Source organism: Streptomyces sp. NPDC053542 (assembly GCF_044544685.1).
GTDB lineage: Bacteria > Actinomycetota > Actinomycetes > Streptomycetales > Streptomycetaceae > Streptomyces.
On the sequence record NZ_JBITXL010000007.1, the window covers coordinates 492,259 to 512,752 of the forward strand.

Annotated in this window: 15 protein-coding genes; 7 read left to right on the plus strand and 8 right to left on the minus strand. The window is 72.2% G+C overall.

Annotated elements, in window-relative coordinates; all coding sequences use genetic code 11:
- The first annotated feature begins 250 nt into the window (after nt 1-250).
- Nucleotides 251-859, plus strand: coding sequence for a GTP-binding protein (locus ACIGXO_RS22620; RefSeq protein ID WP_399789624.1), 609 nt, complete (start codon nt 251-253; stop codon nt 857-859).
- Nucleotides 860-1,033: 174 nt separating this feature from the next.
- Here the strand turns inward: ACIGXO_RS22620 and glpK are convergent, their stop codons facing one another.
- The 3 genes from glpK to ACIGXO_RS22635 form a co-directional block, all read right to left on the minus strand.
- Entirely contained in the window at nt 1,034-2,563 is a 1,530-nt protein-coding gene (glpK, locus tag ACIGXO_RS22625) for a glycerol kinase GlpK (protein ID WP_399789628.1), read from the minus strand.
- 161 nt (nt 2,564-2,724) lie between these two features.
- Nucleotides 2,725-3,492 carry an MIP/aquaporin family protein gene (locus tag ACIGXO_RS22630; RefSeq protein WP_399789631.1) on the minus strand — a complete coding sequence of 256 codons (768 nt, stop codon included), beginning with the start codon at nt 3,490-3,492 and terminating at the stop codon, nt 2,725-2,727.
- A gap of 388 nt (nt 3,493-3,880) precedes the next feature.
- Nucleotides 3,881-5,773, minus strand: a complete 1,893-nt coding sequence (locus tag ACIGXO_RS22635; protein ID WP_399789634.1) for an EAL domain-containing protein — start codon at nt 5,771-5,773, stop codon at nt 3,881-3,883.
- A 174-nt stretch (nt 5,774-5,947) separates the two neighbouring features.
- Between ACIGXO_RS22635 and ACIGXO_RS22640 the strand changes: the two genes are divergently transcribed.
- The 4 genes from ACIGXO_RS22640 to ACIGXO_RS22655 all read left to right on the plus strand — a co-directional run bounded on the left by ACIGXO_RS22640 (nt 5,948) and on the right by ACIGXO_RS22655 (nt 10,260).
- Nucleotides 5,948-7,024 (plus strand): ABC transporter ATP-binding protein, encoded by a 1,077-nt coding sequence (locus tag ACIGXO_RS22640; protein ID WP_399789637.1) that lies wholly within the window; start codon nt 5,948-5,950, stop codon nt 7,022-7,024.
- 168 nt (nt 7,025-7,192) lie between these two features.
- Complete coding sequence (locus ACIGXO_RS22645; protein ID WP_399789639.1) at nt 7,193-8,398, plus strand: ABC transporter substrate-binding protein; 1,206 nt, start codon at nt 7,193-7,195, stop codon at nt 8,396-8,398.
- A gap of 91 nt (nt 8,399-8,489) precedes the next feature.
- On the plus strand, nt 8,490-9,365 hold the full coding sequence (locus tag ACIGXO_RS22650; protein WP_399789642.1) for an ABC transporter permease: 876 nt from the start codon (nt 8,490-8,492) through the stop codon (nt 9,363-9,365).
- Nucleotides 9,366-9,447: 82 nt separating this feature from the next.
- Nucleotides 9,448-10,260: an ABC transporter permease gene (locus ACIGXO_RS22655; RefSeq protein ID WP_399789645.1), complete on the plus strand. Its 813-nt coding sequence runs from the start codon at nt 9,448-9,450 to the stop codon at nt 10,258-10,260.
- A 27-nt stretch (nt 10,261-10,287) separates the two neighbouring features.
- Here ACIGXO_RS22655 and ACIGXO_RS22660 read toward each other — a convergent pair whose 3' ends face one another.
- The 3 genes from ACIGXO_RS22660 to ACIGXO_RS22670 all read right to left on the minus strand — a co-directional run bounded on the left by ACIGXO_RS22660 (nt 10,288) and on the right by ACIGXO_RS22670 (nt 14,119).
- Nucleotides 10,288-10,638, minus strand: a complete 351-nt coding sequence (locus tag ACIGXO_RS22660) for a DUF962 domain-containing protein (RefSeq protein WP_030250566.1) — start codon at nt 10,636-10,638, stop codon at nt 10,288-10,290.
- A 70-nt stretch (nt 10,639-10,708) separates the two neighbouring features.
- Complete coding sequence (locus ACIGXO_RS22665; RefSeq protein ID WP_399789648.1) at nt 10,709-11,569, minus strand: M15 family metallopeptidase; 861 nt, start codon at nt 11,567-11,569, stop codon at nt 10,709-10,711.
- 99 nt (nt 11,570-11,668) lie between these two features.
- Nucleotides 11,669-14,119, minus strand: coding sequence for a glycoside hydrolase family 31 protein (locus ACIGXO_RS22670; RefSeq protein ID WP_399789650.1), 2,451 nt, complete (start codon nt 14,117-14,119; stop codon nt 11,669-11,671).
- A gap of 339 nt (nt 14,120-14,458) precedes the next feature.
- On the opposite strand from ACIGXO_RS22670, the gene ACIGXO_RS22675 reads away from it, so the two are divergent.
- Together ACIGXO_RS22675 and ACIGXO_RS22680 are read left to right on the plus strand one after the other, a co-directional pair.
- Nucleotides 14,459-16,468, plus strand: a complete 2,010-nt coding sequence (locus tag ACIGXO_RS22675) for an acetoacetate--CoA ligase (protein WP_399789714.1) — start codon at nt 14,459-14,461, stop codon at nt 16,466-16,468.
- Between the two features lie 169 nt (nt 16,469-16,637).
- A complete protein-coding gene (locus tag ACIGXO_RS22680) occupies nt 16,638-17,648 on the plus strand; it encodes a hypothetical protein (RefSeq protein WP_399789653.1) in 1,011 nt (336 codons plus the stop codon).
- Between the two features lie 114 nt (nt 17,649-17,762).
- Here the strand turns inward: ACIGXO_RS22680 and ptsP are convergent, their stop codons facing one another.
- A complete protein-coding gene (ptsP, locus tag ACIGXO_RS22685; RefSeq protein ID WP_399789655.1) occupies nt 17,763-19,433 on the minus strand; it encodes a phosphoenolpyruvate--protein phosphotransferase in 1,671 nt (556 codons plus the stop codon).
- Between the two features lie 137 nt (nt 19,434-19,570).
- On the minus strand, nt 19,571-20,020 hold the full coding sequence (locus tag ACIGXO_RS22690; RefSeq protein WP_399789658.1) for a PTS glucose transporter subunit IIA: 450 nt from the start codon (nt 20,018-20,020) through the stop codon (nt 19,571-19,573).
- Nucleotides 20,021-20,494: the final 474 nt, after the last annotated feature.

Here is a 20,494-nt window from a genome sequence, read left to right on the forward strand (position 1 = left end):
ACCAGCGGGTTTCGTGGGAATACCGGGCCGTTCCGCCGGGCAGGCGCGCCCGTAAGCGGCGCCCCGTACGCTCAGTGATCATGAGCACATCAGCCGGGGGCGGTGCCGGACCCGAGTCTTGCCGTCGGTACAGTCGGTGCGGAACGATCCACTCCTACCCGGGAGTTGTCGTACTCCCCCCACTTGTCGTCAGCCGCGGTGTGCCGGTCCGTCGCTGACGCGGCAGCACCGAAAACGGAGGAAGCGGTCAATGGTCTTCGGGCGCGCTGAGCGACGCCGCAAGAAAGCCGTCGAGCCGGTCACGCTCAAGATCCTGGTCGCGGGAGGCTTCGGCGTCGGCAAGACGACGCTGGTCGGCGCGGTGAGCGAGATCAAGCCGCTGCGCACGGAAGAGCAGCTGAGCGAGGCGGGCCGGCCCGTCGACGACACCGCGGGCGTCGAGGGCAAGCACACCACCACCGTCGCCATGGACTTCGGGCGGATCACCCTCCGCGAGGACCTGGTGCTCTACCTCTTCGGCACACCGGGCCAGGACCGCTTCTGGTTCCTGTGGGACGAGCTCGCCACCGGCGCGCTGGGCGCCGTGGTGCTCGCCGACACCCGCCGCCTGGAGGACTCCTTCGCCGCGATCGACTACTTCGAGCGCCGCGGCATCCCCTTCACCGTCGCGGTCAACTGCTTCGAGGGCGCCGAGCAGTACCCCGCCGAGACCGTCCGCGACGCGCTGGACCTGGACCCGGACGTCAGCGTCGTGTACTGCGACGCACGCGAGAAGGGCTCGGCGCGTGACGTCCTCGTCGAGGTCGTGCAGCACGCGCTGCGCATGAGCGAGGAGCAGCGCGAGCCGGCGCTGTCCTGATCCGTGCGGCGGCCCGGCGCGGCCCGCTGAGCCCCGCCGGGACACGCCGCGCGGCCCGTACCCCGCCGTCCGGAGTACGGGCCGCGACGGCCCTGCACACGGGCCTGTACCGCGTGTTCACGGCCCCCGCAGGACGTCCTGCGCGCGTTCCTGCGCGGCTTCCTGCGCGCCGTCCTACTCGCCGTTCTCGTCCAGCCAGCCGAAGCTGCGTTCCACCGCCTTCCGCCACTGCGCGTACTCCCGCTCCCGGACCTCGCCCGGCATCCGCGGCGACCACTCGGCGTCCCGCTTCCAGTGCGCCTTCAGCTCGTCCAGGTCCCGCCACACGCCGGTGGCCAGCCCGGCCGCGTACGCCGCGCCCAGGCAGGTGGTCTCCGCGACCACCGGGCGGATCACCGGCACGCCCAGCACGTCCGCCTGGTGCTGCATCAGCAGGTTGTTGGCGGTCATCCCGCCGTCCACCTTCAGCGTCGTGATCTGCACACCGGAGTCCTGGTACATCGCGTCCACGACCTCGCGCGTCTGCCAGCTCGTCGCCTCCAGCACGGCACGCGCCAGGTGCGCCTTGGTGACGTAGCGGGTCAGGCCGGTGATCACACCGCGCGCGTCGGAGCGCCAGTACGGCGCGTACAGCCCGGAGAACGCCGGGACGATGTACGCGCCGCCGTTGTCGTCCACGCTCGCCGCCAGCGTCTCGATCTCGTCGGCCGAGCTGATGATGCCCAGCTGGTCGCGGAACCACTGCACCAGCGCGCCGGTGATGGCGATGGACCCCTCCAGGCAGTACACGGGGGCCTCGCCGCCCAGCTGGTACCCCATCGTGGTCAGCAGCCCGCTCTTGGAGGGCACGGGCCGGTTCCCGGTGTTCAGCAGCAGGAACGATCCGGTGCCGTAGGTGTTCTTGGCCTCGCCGACGCCGTAGCAGGTCTGGCCGAACACCGCGGCCTGTTGGTCGCCCAGCGCCGAGGCCACCGGCACGCCCGCCAGCTGGCCCACGGCCGTGCCGTACACCTCCGCCGAGGATTTGATCTCCGGCAGCACCGCCTCGGGGATGCCCATCGCCGAGAGGATCGCGGGATCCCACTGGAGGGTGGCCAGATTCATCAGCATCGTCCGGCCGGCGTTGGTCACGTCCGTGACGTGCACGCCGCCGTCCGTGCCGCCGGTGAGGTTCCAGATCAGCCAGGAGTCGATGGTGCCGAACGCGATCTCGCCGGCCTCCGCGCGCGACCGCAGCCCGGGCACGTTGTCCAGCAGCCAGGCCGCCTTCGGTCCCGAGAAGTAGCTGGCCAGCGGCAGGCCCGTGGCCTCACGGAACCGGTCCTGGCCGTCCGCGCCGCCCAGTTCGTTGCAGAGCGCCGCCGTCCTGGTGTCCTGCCAGACGATCGCGTTGTGCACGGGCTTGCCCGTCCTGCGGTCCCACAGGACCGTGGTCTCCCGCTGGTTGGTGATGCCGAGCGCGCTGAGCTGGTCGGCGCGCAGCCCGGCGCCCGCGAGCGCGCCCGCCACGACGGCCTGCACTTTGGACCAGATCTCGGTCGCGTCGTGCTCCACCCAGCCGGGCTTGGGGAAGATCTGCCGGTGCTCACGCTGGTCGACGGAGACGATCGCGCCGTCCTGGTCGAAGATGATGCAGCGGCTGGAGGTGGTGCCCTGGTCGATCGCGGCGACGTACTTCTGCGTGCTGTCCGTGCTGTCCGTCATGGCGTCTCCTCAGTCGGATGACCGCAGTCGGCGAGCGGTGGTGCCCGCAGCGCAAGGCTGCGGGCGGAACGGCGCGGTCGGAAGCCCGCGCACAGGGGCAGTCATGAACGATGCGCGCGCGGGAATGCGTTGAGGGCGCATGGACCCACCCGCGTGAGGCGTCAGAAGGCCGCGTTGTACACCAGGGCGGCGAGCACCGCGCCGATCAGCGGGCCCGCGACCGGCACCCACGCGTAACTCCAGTCGGAGGTGCCCTTGTTCGGGATGGGCAGCAGCGCGTGCGCGATACGGGGCCCGAGGTCGCGGGCCGGATTGATGGCGTACCCGGTGGGGCCACCGAGCGACAGACCGATGCCGACGACCAGCAGGGCGACGAGCAGCACGTTGATGCCGGAGCCGTAGACCCCGCCGTCGGTGCCGGGGATCGGGCCGATGCCGATGCCCTTGTTCTCGCCGAAGAACAGGATGGGCAGCACCAGGCCGACGGTCGCGATGATCTCGGTGACGAGGTTCGCCACCGGCTTGCGGATCTCGGGCCCGGTGGAGAAGATCCCCAGCGTCGGCTGGGCCTTGTCCTCCTGCGAGTTGGCCGCGAACTGCGCGTAGTACACGCCCCACGTCAGCGCCGCGCCGATGAGCGCACCGATGAGCTGCGCCGCCATGTACAGCGGCACCTTGGACCACGGCGTGCCGCCCGCGATGGCGGAGCCGAGGGTGACGGCCGGGTTGAGGTGGCCGCCGGACAGCGGTGCCGAGGTGTAGGCCCCGGCGAGTACGCCGAGGCCCCAGCCGAAGGCGATGGCCACCCAGCCGGCCGACTTCGCCTTGGAGTAGTGCAGCGTGACGGCGGCGCAGACGCCCGCGCCGAAGAGAATCAGGATCGCCGTGCCGATGACTTCGCCGACGAATATGTCCCCATTGGAATACATCTGCGGCTCCTTGGGCCCTTGCCCGGGGAACGGACCCCGGTCCTCCGTGCAGGGTGCGTACTTCTCCCATGGCCCGGCCACAGATTTCCGGACGCGCCACGGCAGCCGTACGGGGCGGAGCGGACGGCCGTTTTGTCCCGCATCCCGCCCGGCCTCCGCGACGAGCGTGTCAGTACGGCAAGGTGCCGGTGGGGCACAGAAACGCGCGGCGTCACCGCGCGGTCGGGGGGAGCCTGCGTACGGCACGCCGACTGACACCCGGAAGTGTTCACCGGCCGTGATGGAGCGTCAAGGACATGGACGGCAACGACTGACACCACTCAGTGCTCCGCACTTCTCAGGCGCCCCTGCTGCCCCTCCCCGTTCGCCCACTGTGCGCACGTGGAGGTCACCGGCAGATGCCCGGGGTGCGAGGGCGCGGGGCCCCAGGTGGCTGGGGTTCGACGGCGTGGGCTTCGACGGCGTGGGGCTCGGGACCGCCGGCGTAGGCCCTGGGGGCCGGTCCGGGCGCTGGGCCGGTCGCCGGGCCGGGCGCGGGGCTGGGCGTCCGGCTGGGCGTGGGGATGGTCGCCGGGCCGGGCATCCGGCCCCGGCGCACCTCGTGGTGGGGCGTACCGTACCGGCGCAGCACCCAGCTCCCGCCGGCCAGCCCCTTCGCCGCCTTCTTGAGCGGGGCGAGCGCGGCGGCCGCTTCCGCGTGCCCGGCGACCGCGCCGGCCGGGCACACCACCGTCGCCAGCGACAGCGTCACGGGACGCCCGCCCGCCGACCACGGCACGTCCAGTACGGCGGCCGCGACCGCCTCCAGACCCTCCGGATCGGTCAGCACCAGGAAGTCGTCGCCCCCGATGTGCCCCACCCGGCAGGCCGCGTCGCCGCGCGCCGCCCGGGCCAGCGCCGCGCCCACCGCCCGGATCAGCTCGTCCCCCGCCGCGAACCCGGCGCCGTCGTTGACCTGCTTGAACCCGTCCACGTCCAGCCAGCTCAGGGCCACGGCGCGGCCCTGCCCGAGCCGCCGGTCCACCTCGCCGTTGACCGCGTCGGAACCCGGCAGCCGGGTCAGCGGATTGAGCCGCGCGGCCTCCTCCACCCGGCTCTCCGCCAACGCCCGCAGGATGTCCGCCAGATGCACCACCCCGATGCACCGCCCCTGCTCGTCCACCACCGCCACGTCGTCACCCGTACGGTCCCGGTCGCCGTCCGCGATGACGTCCAGCACCTCCCAGGCGGTCGCGCCCGCGCCGACCGTACGCGGCCGGTCGCCCAGCCGCAGCGCCGGCCGGTCCGCGTACAGCGCGTGCCCGTACCGCCCGGACAGCGACAGCAGGAACCGGTCCCGGTCCACCGCCCGTACGGGAACGCCGCCCGCGTCCACCAACAGCACCCCGGAGACGTCCGGCAGCCCCGTGAGCCGCCGCCGCACCTCCTCCGCCGAAGCGGTCACCGGCAGCAACGCGGCCGGCTGCAGGAACTGCGCGACGGACGGCCCGTCTTGGCCGCCGGCGGGCATGGCGGGCGCGGGGTCCTGGGCGGAGCCGGGCCCCTGCGCGGACGCGGCCCGGGCCGGGCTCGGCACGGGCGCCGACGGCGCGGGTGCCGGGACGAAGACCTCGGCCGTGGGCCTCCGCGCGGGCGGCGCGAAGAGATGCCCCTGGGCAAGCTGCGCGCCCGCCCGCAGCACCGCCGCGTAACTCCGCTCGGTCTCCACCCCCTCCACCGACAACAGCCCGCCCAGCTCGTCGCAGAGCTGCCGCACCATCCGCACCACCGCCGCGCGCCCCGGCCGGGCGTCCAGGTCCGTGCAGAGCGAGGCGTCCAGCTTGATCACGTCCGGCGCCACATCCCCCAGCAGCCGCAGCGGAATGTCCCCGTCGCCCACCCCGTCCACGCAGATCCGGAAGCCGTCGGCGCGCAGCCCCGCCACCGCCTCCAGCAGCGCGCGGGCCGGCACATGCGTGTACGGCCCGGTGATATCCAGGGTGATCTCGCACGGCCGCCGCCCCACCGCACGTACCGCGGCGCGGAGCGCGGTCAGCTCCGGCAGCTCCGCCGCGGTCGTCGCGAAGAGGTTCACCTGCAGCGGCAGCAGCGTCTCGCGCTGCGTGGCGTGCCGCACCGCGAGCGCGGCCAGTTCGACGTCGATGCCGGGGGAACGGCGGGCCTGCGTGAGCACGTCCCCGTGCTCGGGGCGGGCGAGTATCTCCAGCGCGGCGACGGAACCGGTCGTGAGGTTCACGACGGGCTGGTAGGCGAATCGGAGCTGGTCCGTCCAGGCAGGCACGCGGACAGCATGCCCCCCTCCCGCCCCTCGCGCAGCAGGGTTCACGCGGTGTTCACGCACCCTTCGACGGCGTCGCGAGAATGCGGCGGGCGGTCCCCGCGCCCGTGACGCGGCCCGTACCGCCCCGGTACAGTCACCCGGCGCGATCAAGCCGCCCACCGGGGAGGAGACCGCATGGCCGAGGACAACGTGCCGGACACCAGGCCCGCACCGCCCGCAACCGCGGTCCGTCTGACCGCACTCACCAAGGACTTCGGCGCCGTACGCGCCGTCGACCACGCCGAACTCGCCATCCACGAAGGTGAGTTCTTCTCCCTCCTCGGCCCCTCGGGCTCGGGCAAGTCGACCCTCCTGCGCCTCATCGCCGGCTTCGAACGCCCCACCTCCGGCCGCGTCGAACTGGCCGGCCGCGACGTCACCGCCCTGCCCCCGCACCGCCGCGACGTGCACACCGTCTTCCAGGACTACGCCCTCTTCCCGCACATGACGGTCGAGCAGAACGTCGGCTACGCGCTGCGCGTCGCCGGCGTCCGCAAGGACGAACGCCGGGCCCGGGCCCGCGAGGCGCTCGCCACCGTACGGCTCGAGGACTACGGCGACCGGCGCCCGGCACAGCTCTCCGGCGGTCAGCGGCAGCGCGTCGCCCTCGCCCGCGCCCTCGTCGACCGCCCCGGACTGCTCCTCCTGGACGAGCCGCTCGGCGCCCTGGACCTCAAGCTCCGCCAGGAGATGCAGACCGAGCTCAAACAGATCCAGCGCACCACCGGCATCACCTTCCTCCTGGTCACCCACGACCAGGAGGAGGCGCTGACGATGAGCGACCGGGTCGCCGTACTCGACGGCGGCCGCATCGCGCAGACCGGCCCGCCGCTGGAGATCTACGACCGCCCGGCCACCGCCTTCGTCGCCGGATTCGTGGGTGTGACGAACCTGGTGTGCGGCGCGGCGGCACAGCGGCTGACGGGCCGCCCGGGCACGTACAGCATCCGGCCCGAGCGCATACGAATCACGCCACTCGACGCGCTGTACGGCGCCGGGCCGGGGAGCCCGGGGGAGCGGTCCGTGACCGGCCGGATCACCGACATTGCCCACGCCGGCCCGCACACCCGCTTCCGCGTCCGGCTCGACGAGGGCGGCGACCGGCTGACCGTCCTCCGCCTGAACACCTCCGGGTCCGTCCTGCCGGCCCGCGCCGACACCCCCGTACGCCTCGCCTGGGACGCCGACGACGCGTATCCCGTACCGGGCTGAGGCCCCGCGCTGCCCCGGCGGCCCGACGCGCCGGCCCGAAGTCCGGGCTCTGCCTACCGACTTGACCCGATCGTGTCCCGACGCGCACTGGTGGAGCACCGTCTTGATCCGGATACTGGCTCCGCTCGGAGCCTGTGTCTGACGCCGTGTGCGACGGGAGAGAACCGGATGCGCAACACGTACGTGTGGAAGGCCGCCGCGGCGGCCACGGTCCTGCTGCTGGCCGTAGGGTGCGGCTCCGGCGGAAGCGGCGGAGGCGGCGGTGACCGGGGCGGCGGCTTCCGCGCGCCGGACGTCCCCATGAAGAAGACGCTCGGCAAGGGCGAGGGCCAGGTCAACGTCATCGCCTGGGCCGGCTACGCCGAGGACGGCTCCAACGACCCGAAGGTCGACTGGGTCCACCCCTTCGAGAAGCAGACCGGCTGCAAGGTCAACACCAAGATCGCGGGGACCTCCGACGAGATGGTCTCGCTGATGAAGACCGGCCAGTACGACACGGTCTCCGCCTCCGGCGACGCCACCCTCCGCCTGATCGCCTCCGGCGACGCCGCTCCCGTCAACACCGACCTCGTCCCGAATTACAAGGACATCTTCGCGGGCCTCAAGAAGCAGCCGTTCAACTCCGTCGACGGGCAGATGTACGGCATCCCGCACGGCCGCGGCGCCAACCTCCTCATGTACCGCACCGACAAGGTCAAGCCGGCCCCCGACTCCTGGCGGGCCGTCTTCGAGGACGCCCCGAAGCACGCCGGCAAGGTCACCGCCTATGACTCGCCCATCTACATCGCCGACGCCGCGCTGTACCTGATGAAGACCGAGCCGCAGCTGGGCATCAAGAACCCCTACGCGCTGGACCAGAAGCAGCTGGACGCCGCCGTTGCGCTCCTGAAGAAGCAGCACGGCAACATCGGCGAGTACTGGAGCGACTACCAGAAGGAAGTCACCGCCTTCAAGGGCGGCGACAGCGTCGTCGGCACCACCTGGCAGGTCATCGCCAACCTCACCCAGGCCGAGAAGGCCCCGGTCAAGGCCGTCCTGCCCAAGGAGGGCGCCACCGGATGGTCGGACACCTGGATGGTCGCCGCCAAGGCCGAGCACCCCAACTGCGCCTACAAGTGGCTCGACTGGATCGTCTCGCCGAAGGTGAACGCCCAGGTCGCCGAGTACTTCGGCGAAGCACCGGCGAACGCCGAGGCGTGCAAGGAGACCGCCGACCCCAAGCACTGCGCCACCTACCACGCCGATGACGAGAGCTACTACAAGCGCGTGCATTTCTGGACCACCCCCGTGAAGCAGTGCCTGGACGGCAGGACGAACGTGCAGTGCACCGACTACGCCCAGTGGACACGCGCCTGGACGGAGATCAAGGGCTGAGAGCGAGCCGGTGACCTCGGTGCCTTCGACTCCGGGTACTCCGGGTACTCCGGGTACTTCGGATACTTCGACTGCGGAGACTGCTGCTTCGATGCCTTCCGGGCCTTCAGGGACTTCGGTGCCTTCCGGAACCTCCCGCACGGGAGCGCGGCTGAGGCTGGCGGCGCTGCTCACGCCACCCCTGCTGTGGCTGGGCCTCGCCTACCTCGGCTCGCTCGCCGTCCTGCTCCTGTCCGCCTTCTGGACCACCGACAGCTTCACCTCCGACGTCGTCCATATCTGGAACACCGACAACTTCCGCACCCTCCTCACCGATCCCGTCTACCGCACCATCACCTTGCGCACCCTCGGCGTCGCCGTCGCCGTCACCCTCATCGACGCCCTCCTCGCCCTGCCCATGGCCTTCTTCATGGCGCGGGTGGCTTCGGGATGGTGGCGGCGCGCCCTGCTCGTGGCCGTGCTCACGCCCCTGTGGGCCGGCTACCTCGTCAAGGCGTACGCCTGGCGCGTCATGCTCGGCGAACACGGCCTGGTCAATGCGGTACTCGCCCCGCTCGGCCTGACCGGCCCCGGCTACGGCCTGCCCGCCGCCGTCCTCGTCCTCGCCTACCTCTGGCTCCCGTACATGATCCTCCCCGTCTTCGCCGCTCTGGAGCGGCTGCCCACCCCGCACCTGGAGGCATCCGCGGACCTCGGTGCCGGCGCCTGGCGCACCCTGCGCCTCGTCGTCCTGCCCGCCGTGCGTCCCGCCCTGCTCGCCGGCTCCGTCTTCACCTTCTCCCTCAGCCTCGGCGACTACCTCACGGTCCAGATCGTCGGCGGCCGCACTCAATTGCTCGGCAATGTGATCGCGTCACAGGTGACCCTCGACCTCCCCCTGGCCGCCGCGCTCTCGGCCGTCCCCGTCGTCCTGATCGTCTGCTACCTGGCAGCGGTCCGGCGGGCCGGAGCCCTGGACTCGTTGTGACAGCATCTCAACTCACAGTGACAACGGGCGTCGCGCCGGCCGCGTTCCCGATCCCGCAGACGAATTCCGAGGAGGTCGCGAGGTGCACCTGACCCGCACCGCCCGCACCGTGCTCGGCGTACTGACGGCCGCGGGCCTGGCGGTCGTCCACATCCCGCTGCTCCTGGTCGTCCTCAACTCCTTCAACGCCGACCGCTCCTTCGCCTGGCCGCCCAGCGGGCTGACCGGCGAATGGTGGGTCCGTGCCGCACACAGCCAGGGCGTACGGGACGCCCTGTGGACCTCCCTGCGGGCCGGCCTCGCCGCCACCGCCATCGCGCTCGTCCTCGGCGTACTGGCCGCCTTCGCCGTCCACCGGCACCGCTTCTTCGGCCGGCAGACGGTCTCGTTCCTGGTCGTGCTGCCCATCGCGCTGCCGGGCATCGTCACCGGCATCGCGCTCAACGCGGCCTTCCGCACCGTCCTGGACCCGCTCGGCATCGGCTTCGGCCTGTTCACCGTGATCGTCGGCCACACGACCTTCTGCGTCGTCATCGTCTTCAACAACGTCGCCGCCCGGCTGCGCCGTATCGCGCCCTCGCTCGCCGAGGCATCCGCCGACCTGGGCGCCCGCCCCGCCCAGACCTTCCGCCTCGTCACGCTGCCCGCGCTGCGCTCGGCCCTCTTCGCGGGCGCCCTGCTCGCCTTCGCGCTCTCCTTCGACGAGATCGTGGTCACCACGTTCACCGCGGGACCGGGCACGAAGACGCTGCCCATCTGGATCTACGAGAACCTGGCCCGCCCGAACCAGGCCCCCGTCATCAACGTCGTCGCCGCCCTGCTCATCGCCCTGTCCGTGATCCCGGTGTACGTGGCCCAGCGGCTGTCGTCGGACTCGGCCGGCGGGCGGCTCTGAACCGGGGAGGGAGACGGCGGCGTTGGCCTACTGGGCGTTCTCCGCGAGCCACTTGCGGGCGATCTCGTCCAGCTCGGCGTCCCGGCCCGCCAGCATCATGCGGATCATCTGCGCGTCACCGCGCAGCGACCAGGCGGGGTGCCCGAAGGTGGCCGGGTTGTTGCCCTCGATGAGGAAGTGCGCGGGCCAGGCCGTCCCGTAACCGATCAGCGGCAGCCCGAGGAGCAGCTTCCGGCGCCGCCGTATCAGCCCGTACGCCGAGACCGCGAGCCCGGTGAGCGTGCCCGTCAGGTGCACCCACCGGGTCGCGGCCTTGGAGTGCATCGCGACGTAGTACGGCCAGAAGTCCTCGTAGGTGGCGAATTCCCGTGTCGTCATGGGCGCACGGTAGCGCCGGTGCGCGGCGGCTGTCAGCGACGTCCGCCGTGGTCACTGAAGCCCGCGATGGTCAGTGGCGTCCGGCGAGCGACTTCCGCGCGACGGGGAAGTCGAAGTAGGTGTCGGGGAACGTCTCCGGCTGGAAGGTGTAGTGCCACCACTCGTTCTCGTAGTTCACAAAACCGGTCTTCTCCAGCCCGTCCTTCAGAAGCAGCCGGTTCTTCCGCTGCTCTCCCTTGATGCGCGGGTCCAGGGTGTGCGCCAAGGTGTCGAAGCAGTCGAAACCGGTGCCCATGTCGAGCGAGTTGTCGGGGAACCGCTCGTCCTGCGGGCCGTAGCAGGGACGCAGCGGCTCACCGGGCACGTACGGGCGGGTCGGCAGCGCCGGCAGCTTCGCCAGGGTCAGATCCACCGTGCTGCCCCGGCTGTGCCCGGACTTCTCCGCGATGTACCCGTCCGCGAAGAGCGTCGACTTGTCGACCTGTGGATAGAACTCACCCTTCATGCGCTGGTCGTCCAGGTCCTTGGCCCAGTCCACGAAGTGGTTCACCGCCCGCTGCGGCCGGTAGCAGTCGTACACCTTCAGCGTGTAGCCCTCCTTGAGGAAGGACACCTGCGCACGGTGCAGCGCCTCCGCCGCGTCCCGCGTCAGGAGGCACATCGGCTTCTCGTAACCGGTGACCGGCACGCCCATGAAGTTGTGCGGCGTGTAGTACCGCATCTCCTGCCGGATCGTCGGATCCACGTCCCGCAGCGCCACGAACTCCTTCGGCGCCTTGGGGTCCTTGGCGCCCTTCGCCGGTACGGCCGGTGCGGAGGACGGCGTTCCGTGCGGCTGCTGGGCCTCGGCCCCCGAGGGCAGGGCGGCGACGGAGACCAGGGTGGCGGCGGTGACGGCGAGGCCGCGCAGCGCGGCAGCAAGTCTTGGCATGCCCATCGTCTACCAGGCCCGGCCCGGCCGGCGGAAGACCACCACGCGCCGCCGAAGGGTCGCGCCCCGCCCGGGCACCGCGTCGTCCGACCCGCCCCGTCAGACCCCCGTCCCGGCCCCGCCGCCGCGGATCCGCACCCCGTACTGCACGGGCTCCCCGTCCGCCCGGCTCACCACTACACGTCCCGCCTCCCACCGCGACTCGATCCGTTCAACGCGCGGGCGCTCCCAACCGTCCCCGGAATCCGGCACGACGATTCCGCCGCCCCTGCGCCCCGGAGCCGGCGCCCAGACCTCCAGCTCGATACCGCCGTCCGCACCCGTCACCGGCAGCACCGCGCCCGCCCGTGCCAGCACCGGAATCCGCGCGAGCGGCGCCTCCACCACCACCTGCCCCGGCCCGTCGTACGCCTGGCCGGTCGCCGTGTCGTACCACCGCCCGCGCGGCAGCCGCACGGTCCGCCGCCGCGTCCCCGCCTCCAGCACCGGCGCCACCAACAGCGCGTCACCCAGCAGGAATGCGTCCTCGCAGTCGCGCAGCGCCCGGTCGCGCGGCGCGCTCCACCACACGGGGCGCACATACGGAGCACCGGTCAGCCGTGCCAGGTGGCCCAGCGTGTACACGTAGGGAAGCAGCCGCTCGCGTTCGAGAGCCGCCGCACGCGCGTGCTCCAGGACCTCGTCCCCGAACTCCCACGGCTCCCGGCGCCCCGCGTCGTGCGCACAGTGCGTACGGAACAGCGGCAGGTACGCGCCCAGCTGGAACCACCGCAGATACAGCTCGCCCGACGGCACCCCCGAATAGCCCCCGATGTCCGGGCCGCTGTACGGAACACCGCACAGCCCCAGGCCCAGCACCAGCGACAACGAAGCCCGCAGCCCCGGCCATCCGGACGCCACGTCCCCCGACCACGTGCCCCCGTAGCGCTGCAGTCCGGCCCACCCGGAGCGCGAGAAGAGGAACGGCCGCTCCTCGGGGCGCAGCTCGCCCAGCCCCTCATAGCCGGCGCGCGCCATCGCCAGCCCGTAGACGTTGTGCGCCTCCCGGTGGTCCCCGCCCCGGCCCTCCAGAGCATGCCGCGCGGACCGGGGGAGCGTCGGATCCCCGAACGCCACGAAGGAGGACGGCTCGTTCATGTCGTGCCACACGCCCGCGAACCCCTGCGCCAGCCGCTCCGCGTACAGCCCGCCCCACCACTTGCGCACCCGGGCGTCCGTGAAGTCGGGGAAGACCGCCTCGCCCGGCCACACCGCGCCGCGCACCTCGCGCCCGCTCGCCTCCCGCACGAACACGTCGGCCGCCGCCCCGCTCTCGTACACCGCGTTCCCCGGCTCCGCCTTCACCCCGGGATCGACGATCGACACCAGCCGCACCCCGTCCTGGCGCAGCTCCGAGGCGAGCCCCGGCAGGTCGGGAAAGCGGGCCCGGTCCACCGTGAACACCCGGTGGCCGTCAAAGTGGTCGATGTCCAGGTGGAGCGCCGTCAGCGGCACACCGCGCGCACGGTAACCGGCGGCCACCCGCCGCACCTCCGTGGCATCACCGAAGCCGAACCGGGCGTGCTGGTGCCCGAGCGCCCAGCGCGGCGGCAGCGCGGGCGCCCCCGTGAGCGACGCCCACCCGTACAGCACCCGGGCCGGCGTCCCCGTCAGCACCCAGTACCGCAGCGGGCCACCGTCCATCCGGAGCTCGCAGGCACCGGCCCGGTCGTGCCCCGAACCCCGGCCCTCCTCACCCTCGTGCAGCGTGACCCGCCCGTCCCAGGAGTTGTCGTGGAACACCAGGTGCGTACCCGCGTCCGCGACGACCAGCTGCACCGGCATGGTCAGCGACAGCGGATCGTCGCCGGGCCCGAACGCGCCCCCGGGGTCGGTGTTCCACAGCCGGTACGTGCCGTCCCGGAGCCGCGGCCCGCCGGAGCGGCCGCCCAGCCCGAAGAACCGCGCGTCCGCCGCCACCTCGGAGCGCTGCACCCACCGCGACTCTCCGTACGCCTCGACCCGCGCGCCTTCCTCGGGCGCGGCCCCCTCTTCCGGACCGTCCTCGGACGCGGCAGCGCGCCCCGACGCCCCCTCCGGTACCCGGCCCCACCACCGCGGCGGCAGCTCCCGACGCAGCACCACCCCGCCGGGCGTACGGATCTCCACCGCGCCGTGCCGGGACACCGCGACCATCACCCGCTCCGACACGACCCGCCAGCCGCCCTCGGTGTCCGGCTCCAGCTCCGCCCGGCCGTCCGCCTCAGGGCCCGTCCCCACCAGCGCGTACGAGGGCTCCGGCGTCGCCCCGTCCCAGCCGCAGAAGACCGCGCCGCCCGCCGTCACCCGGATGCGCAGCGAGGACCGCGCGAACCGCACCACGCCGCCACCGGGCTGCGGCTCCGCCCCCATCGCCGTACCCGGTACCCGTGCCCGCTCCGCTCCTCGTGGCGGCAGCCCGGCCGCGTCCGCCCGCCTCCGGCGCAGCGCCGACCGAACCGACAACCACCCCTGCGCGACGCCCACCGCCCTGACCATCCGTGCCGACCGCACCAGATCCCGCCCGTCCATACCGTCAGCCTGCCATCGACGCACGCCGAGGAAGACATCGTTCAGTCTCCGTTCACCTGCGTTGACCTGCTGTGTCCGTAAAAGAGACACCGCGCTCCAGGAGCCGCGGCCCGCCTCCGTACACGCCCTTCACACCGTGGTCGCGCCACACACTCCTCCCCCCGAATGTGGGGTGCCCACCCTGGTGCGGAAGTCGATCACGTGGCATCGTCCTGACCAATCGTGTCCTGCGCACCCCTACGGACGCGTCGGGCACCACCGGACCGGGACGGCCGGCGGCACCGCCCACCGCAGCGCACGGACCGGCACACCAACCGTGTACAGCCCGGGAGCCGCATGATGACCACCGCACCGCAGCCCGCACCCCACCCGGAGCCCCTGTGGCAGCCCGGCGCGGACCGTATCGCCGGAGCACAGGTCACCCGCTTCCAGGAGTGGGCCGCCACCCACTACGGCGCGCCCGCCGCCACCCCCGGTGACCCCGCCGCGAGCTACGCCGCACTGCACCGCTGGTCCGTCGAAGAGCTGAGCACCTTCTGGCGCGCCACCGCCGAATGGTTCGACGTCCGCTTCAGCACCCCGTACGAGACCGTGCTCGCCGACGCCACGATGCCCGGCGCCCGCTGGTTCCCCGGCGCCACCCTCAACTACGCCGAGCACGCCCTGCGCGCCGGCGAGGACCCCGCCAGGGCCGCCGACCCCGCCCTCCTGCACGTCGACGAGAGCCACGAACCCACCCCCCTCACCTGGGCCGAGCTCCGCGCCCAGGTCGGCTCGCTGGCCGCCGAACTCCGCCGCCTCGGCGTCCGCCCCGGCGACCGCGTCAGCGGCTACGTACCCAACATCCCGCAGGCCGTCGTCGCCCTCCTCGCCTCCGCCGCCGTCGGCGCCGTCTGGACCTCCTGCGCCCCCGACTTCGGCGCCCGCAGCGTTCTGGACCGCTTCCAGCAGGTCGAACCGGTCGTCCTGTTCACCGTCGACGGCTACCGCTACGGCGGCAAGGAACACGACCGCCGCGCCACAGTGGCCGAGCTGCGCGCCGAACTCCCCAGCCTCACCGCCGTCGTGCACATCCCGCTCCTCGGTACCGAAGCCCCCGAAGGCGCGCTCCAGTGGGACGACGTCGTCTCCCGGGACGAAGAGCCGGTCTTCGAACAGGTCCCGTTCGACCACCCCCTGTGGGTCCTGTACTCCTCCGGCACCACCGGCCTCCCCAAGGCCATCGTCCAGTCCCAGGGCGGCATCCTCCTCGAACACCTCAAGCAGGCCGGCCTCCACTGCGACCTCGGTCCTGAGGACCGCTTCTTCTGGTACACCTCCACCGGCTGGATGATGTGGAACTTCCTCGCCGCCGGCCTCCTCGTGGGCTCCACGATCGTCCTGTACGACGGCAGTCCCGGCTTCCCCGACACCGGCGCCCAGTGGGGCATCGCCGAACGCACCGGCGCCACCCTCTTCGGCACCTCCGCCGCCTACGTCATGGCCTGCGCCAAGGCCGGCGTCCACCCCGGACGCGACTACGACCTCTCCCGCGTCAAGTGCGTCGCCACCACGGGCTCCCCGCTGCCCCCCGACGGCTTCCGCTGGCTCCACGACGAAGTCGCCGAAGACCTCTGGATCGCCTCCGTCAGCGGCGGCACCGACGTCTGCAGCTGCTTCGCCGGTGCCGTCCCCACCCTCCCGGTCTACATCGGCGAACTCCAGGCCCCCTGCCTCGGCACCGACGTCCAGGCATGGGACCCCCAGGGCAAGCCCCTCACCGACGAGGTCGGCGAGCTCGTCGTCACCAACCCGCTGCCCTCCATGCCGATCCGCTTCTGGAACGACCCCGACGGCAGCCGCTACCGGGACAGCTACTTCGAGATGTACCCCGGCGTCTGGCGGCACGGCGACTGGATCACCCGCACCGCACGCGGCACCGTCGTCATCCACGGCCGCTCCGACTCCACCCTCAACCGCCAGGGCGTCCGCATGGGCTCCGCCGACATCTACGAGGCCGTCGAACGTCTCCCCGAAATCCGCGAGTCCCTCGTCATCGGCCTCGAACTCCCCGACGGCGGCTACTGGATGCCCCTCTTCGTCCACCTCGCCGAAGGCGCCACCCTCGACGACGACCTGCGCGGCCGCATCAAGCAGACCATCCGCACCCAGCTCTCGCCGCGCCACGTCCCCGACGACATCATCGAAGCCCCCGGCGTGCCGCACACCCTCACCGGCAAGCGCATCGAAGTCCCGGTCAAGCGCCTCCTCCAGGGCACCCCGCTGGAAAAGGCCGTCAACCCCGGCTCCGTCGACAACCTCGAACTCCTCCGGTTCTACGAGCGGATCGCCGCCGACCGCGCCAAGTGATCAATGAGCCGCCGGAAAAGCCTGGTCACAGGCGGTTCCGGCGGCTCACGCACGCGATTGTCAGACCCCTCGCTTACGCTCAGTGAGCAATGAGTCGCCGGCGATGACGACTCACGAGCCCGGGCCGGCCGGCCCGAGCCCGCTCACCAGCAACGCCACGGGGGAAAACATGACCAGCACCGCACGCCGCACCGGGCCCGCCACCGAGCCCGCCACCGAGCCCGCCGCCGGACACCGCCGCACCACCCGCCGCGCCCGCGGACCCGCAGGCCACGCCCGCCGCAGGACCGCTGCCGCCCGGCGCCGGATCGGCCGCGAAATCCCCGGCACCCTCGCCGTCCTGCCGACCCCCGACGACCTCGCGGCAATGAGCCGCTACCGCACCTTCCCCTTCACCGGCCAGGACCACCCCGGCTACCTCCGCCGGCTCGACGGCCTGCTCCGCACCCTCGCGGCCCAGAGCCGGCACACCACCCTCACCCTCTTCGACCCCGCCGAATACGCCGCCTACTGCACCGACAACGGACTGCACCCCGACCGCCCCGAAAGCCGCGCCCGCTACACCACCGAGATGGCCGCGGCCGGCGCCGCCGTTCCGTACACCGGACGACGGCTCACCGACACCCTGCCCGCACTCCTCGAAGAGGCCGACCGCCAGGACACCTGGGACCGCGCCGGCACCCTCCTCACCACCGCGGGCCGCTGCCCCACCTGCGACGGTGACACCGCCCACGACGCCTTCGAAAACGCCTCCCAGGCCATGCTCCGGCTCCTCGACGCCCTGGGCCCCGGCAGACACCACCTCGTCTGCAGCGTCCCCGCCGGCGACGGCAGCCCACTGCTCGCGGCGCTGCACGCCACGGCCCACCCCGACGGCCGCCTCCACCTCGCCGAAGCGGAAGCACTGATCTTCTGCACGGTGCTCGCCGCCGGCATGGCCCTGCGCCGCCCGGGCGGCGTCGTCGCCCGCACCCTCGACGACGAGCACGGCGACGAAGTACGCGGCTGGTCCCTGCGCGGCACCTGGCTGCGCGCCCTCACCGCCGCCGAGGTCTTCTCCGCGTACTGCACCGACGCCAGGACCGGCGACCCCGTCTCACCCGAGCCGGGCGTCGACTACCTCCCCGGCATCCCCGTACCGCCGCCCCCATACCCCCACGAGCACTGCGGGGACACGTAACGGTCCGGCGGGCGGCCCCTCGAAACGCCGATGGCCGCCCCGCCACAAGGGCGGGACGGCCATCGGACCCACGGCATCACCACACGGCACCGCGCCGTGGAGGAGAACCTGCGGTCACTCCCCGGAGAGCACCGCCTGCGCCGCCAGACGGGCCTCCTCGGCGGTGTCCGCAGCACGCGCCGCCGACGCGGCACGCTCGCACTGCGCCAGCGTGTGCTTCGCCAGTGTCGCGCGCACGTAAGGAAGCGACGCCGCACCCATGGAAAGGCTGGTGACGCCCAGTCCGGTCAGCACACACGCGAGCAGCGGGTCGGAAGCCGCCTCGCCGCACACACCACAGCTCTTGCCCTCGGCCTTGGCGGCCTCCGCGGAGATCGCCACCAGGTCGAGCAGCGCGGGTTGCCACGGGTCCTGCAGCCGGGACACCGCACCGACCTGACGGTCGGCGGCGAAGGTGTACTGCGCCAGGTCATTCGTGCCCAGCGACAGGAACTCCACCTCCTGCAGGACCGAACGCGCCCGCAGCGCGGCGGAGGGAATCTCCACCATCGCGCCGAACTTCGCCTGGAGCCCCGCCTCACGGCACGCGTCGGCGAATGCCTTGGCGTCCGTACGGTCCGCCACCATCGGCGCCATGACCTCGAGATAGACCGGCAGCCCCTCCGCCGCCTTGGCCAGCGCGGTGAGCTGGGTCCGCAGCACGTCGGGGTGGTCGAGCAGGGTACGCAGCCCCCGCACGCCCAGCGCCGGGTTCGGCTCGTCCGACGGCGTCAGGAAGTCCAGCGGCTTGTCCGCGCCCGCGTCCAGCACGCGCACGACCACCCGGCCCTCCGGGAACGCCTCCAGCACCTGGCGGTACGCCTCGACCTGCTTCTCCTCCGACGGCGCGTTCTTGCTGTCGTCGAGGAAAAGGAACTCCGTACGGAACAGCCCGACACCCTCGGCACCGGCCTCGACCGCCGCCGGAACGTCCGCCGGACCGCCGACGTTCGCCAGCAGCGGCACCTTGTGACCGTCGGACGTCGCACCCGGCCCGGTCGCGGCGGCCAGCGCGGCCTTCCGCTCCGCGGCCGCCCGCTCCAGCTCGGCGCGCTTCTCGTCGCTCGGGTTCACGAAGATCTCCCCGGTGGAGCCGTCCACGGCCACCACCGTGCCCTCGACCAGCTCATGCGCACCCGGCAGCGCGACCACGGCCGGCACACCCAGCGCCCGCGCCAGAATCGCGCTGTGGCTCGTCGGCCCGCCCTCCTCGGTCACGAAGCCGAGGACCAGCGACGGGTCCAGCAGCGCCGTGTCGGCCGGCGCGAGGTCCCGCGCGATCAGCACGTACGGCTCGTCGCTGTCCGGCACACCCGGCATCGGCACGCCCAGCAGCCGCGCCACGATCCGGTTCCGCACGTCGTCCAGGTCCGCGACCCGGCCCGCCAGGTACTCCCCGGCACCGGCCAGCAGCGCCCGGTAGGCGGCGAACGCGTCGTACACACCGCGCTCGGCCGTGCTGCCCACCGCGATCCGGCGGTCGACGTCGGCCATCAGCTCGGGGTCCTGGGCCATCATGGCCTGGGCCTCCAGCACTGCCTGCGCCTCACCGCCCGCGAGGTTGCCGCGGGCGATCAGGTCGGCGGCCACGGCTTCCACGGCCTGGCGGGCGCGCCCCTGCTCGCGCTCCGCTTCCTCGGCGGGGATCTGCTTGGCCGGCGGTTCCAGCACCGCCGTCCCCATGTGCCGCACCTCGCCTATGGCGACACCGTGGCTCACGCCGACGCCTCGCAGCGTTGTTTCCATTGCACCCGTCTCCGTGTGATGCGACGGTCACTGCCGTCGCGTTGAACTGTTGTACGTGCGGCCCGATACGGCCGCTCGGTCCACGCTGCCGGTCCGCGCGCGCCACGCGCGCGTGCCCTACGGAACGGCGCCGCGCATCACTGCCAGCTGAAGAGCTGATCCCCGGCCTTCACGTCGCCGTCCTCGCGCACGTCGCCGAGCGCGTCGGCGGTGGCCTCCAGCGCGACGACGGGGCAGACCGGCGACTTACCGGCCTCTTCGACGGCGGCGGGGTTCCACCGGACGACGCCCTGACCGCGCGCCACGGTGTCCCCCTTGTTGACGAGCAGCTCGAAGCCCTCGCCATTGAGCTGAACGGTGTCGATGCCGAGGTGCGTCAGCACTCCGTGCCCGTCGCCGTCGACGACGACGAACGCGTGCGGGTGCAGAGAGACGACGACGCCGTCCACGGGCGCGAGCGCCACGGAAGGCTCACGCTCCGGGTCGATCGCGGTACCGGGCCCCACCATCGCGCCGGAGAAGACGGGATCAGGAACTGCACTGAGCCCGATGGCGCGTCCGGCGAGCGGGGACGTCACGGTGGTCATGGGAAGCCTCCCAGGGGTGGAGATCTATCAGGTCGCCGTCACTACCTGTCCCGGACGGCGCACCGGTCAGAGCGTAAGTCATAAGAAGTGGACACTCCGCATGACAGACGCGAGACGCGATCACGCGTCTGAGGGGGTACCCCTGGACGCTGCCCTTCCCCCGATTTGCCTCGCCCCAACCCCGCCTGTACTGTCTAACACCTGCCCCGGAAACGAGGACGCAGTCACTGCGGCCCGAGACCGGGACAGCACCCCATCAGAACTTCTGATCCGAGAATCTCGGTCGTTTCTGTATGCCTGCATTGCCTTGCAATGCGTGCAATGGCTACAGAAAAGAGCGTGGTTCGGAAGGCCAGAAAGACCTGATAGAGTGTGAAACACCGAAGGGAAGCGCCCGGAGGAAAGCCTGAGAGAGTCTCTCGGGTGAGTACAAAGGAAGCGTCCGTTCCTTGAGAACTCAACAGCGTGCCAAAA

Excerpts from the sequence above, each read along its gene's own strand:
- ACIGXO_RS22640 (WP_399789637.1), top strand. The coding sequence starts at position 5,948 with ATGGCCGAGGACAACGTGCCGGACACCAGGCCCGCACCGCCCGCAACC.
- ACIGXO_RS22630 (WP_399789631.1), bottom strand. The coding sequence starts at position 3,492 with ATGTATTCCAATGGGGACATATTCGTCGGCGAAGTCATCGGCACGGCG.
- ACIGXO_RS22660 (WP_030250566.1), bottom strand. The coding sequence starts at position 10,638 with ATGACGACACGGGAATTCGCCACCTACGAGGACTTCTGGCCGTACTAC.
- ACIGXO_RS22670 (WP_399789650.1), bottom strand. The coding sequence starts at position 14,119 with ATGGACGGGCGGGATCTGGTGCGGTCGGCACGGATGGTCAGGGCGGTG.
- ptsP (WP_399789655.1), bottom strand. The coding sequence starts at position 19,433 with ATGGAAACAACGCTGCGAGGCGTCGGCGTGAGCCACGGTGTCGCCATA.
- ACIGXO_RS22665 (WP_399789648.1), bottom strand. The coding sequence starts at position 11,569 with ATGCCAAGACTTGCTGCCGCGCTGCGCGGCCTCGCCGTCACCGCCGCC.
- ACIGXO_RS22620 (WP_399789624.1), top strand. The coding sequence starts at position 251 with ATGGTCTTCGGGCGCGCTGAGCGACGCCGCAAGAAAGCCGTCGAGCCG.
- ACIGXO_RS22680 (WP_399789653.1), top strand. The coding sequence starts at position 16,638 with ATGACCAGCACCGCACGCCGCACCGGGCCCGCCACCGAGCCCGCCACC.
- ACIGXO_RS22675 (WP_399789714.1), top strand. The coding sequence starts at position 14,459 with ATGACCACCGCACCGCAGCCCGCACCCCACCCGGAGCCCCTGTGGCAG.
- ACIGXO_RS22690 (WP_399789658.1), bottom strand. The coding sequence starts at position 20,020 with ATGACCACCGTGACGTCCCCGCTCGCCGGACGCGCCATCGGGCTCAGT.
- ACIGXO_RS22645 (WP_399789639.1), top strand. The coding sequence starts at position 7,193 with ATGCGCAACACGTACGTGTGGAAGGCCGCCGCGGCGGCCACGGTCCTG.
- ACIGXO_RS22650 (WP_399789642.1), top strand. The coding sequence starts at position 8,490 with ATGCCTTCCGGGCCTTCAGGGACTTCGGTGCCTTCCGGAACCTCCCGC.
- glpK (WP_399789628.1), bottom strand. The coding sequence starts at position 2,563 with ATGACGGACAGCACGGACAGCACGCAGAAGTACGTCGCCGCGATCGAC.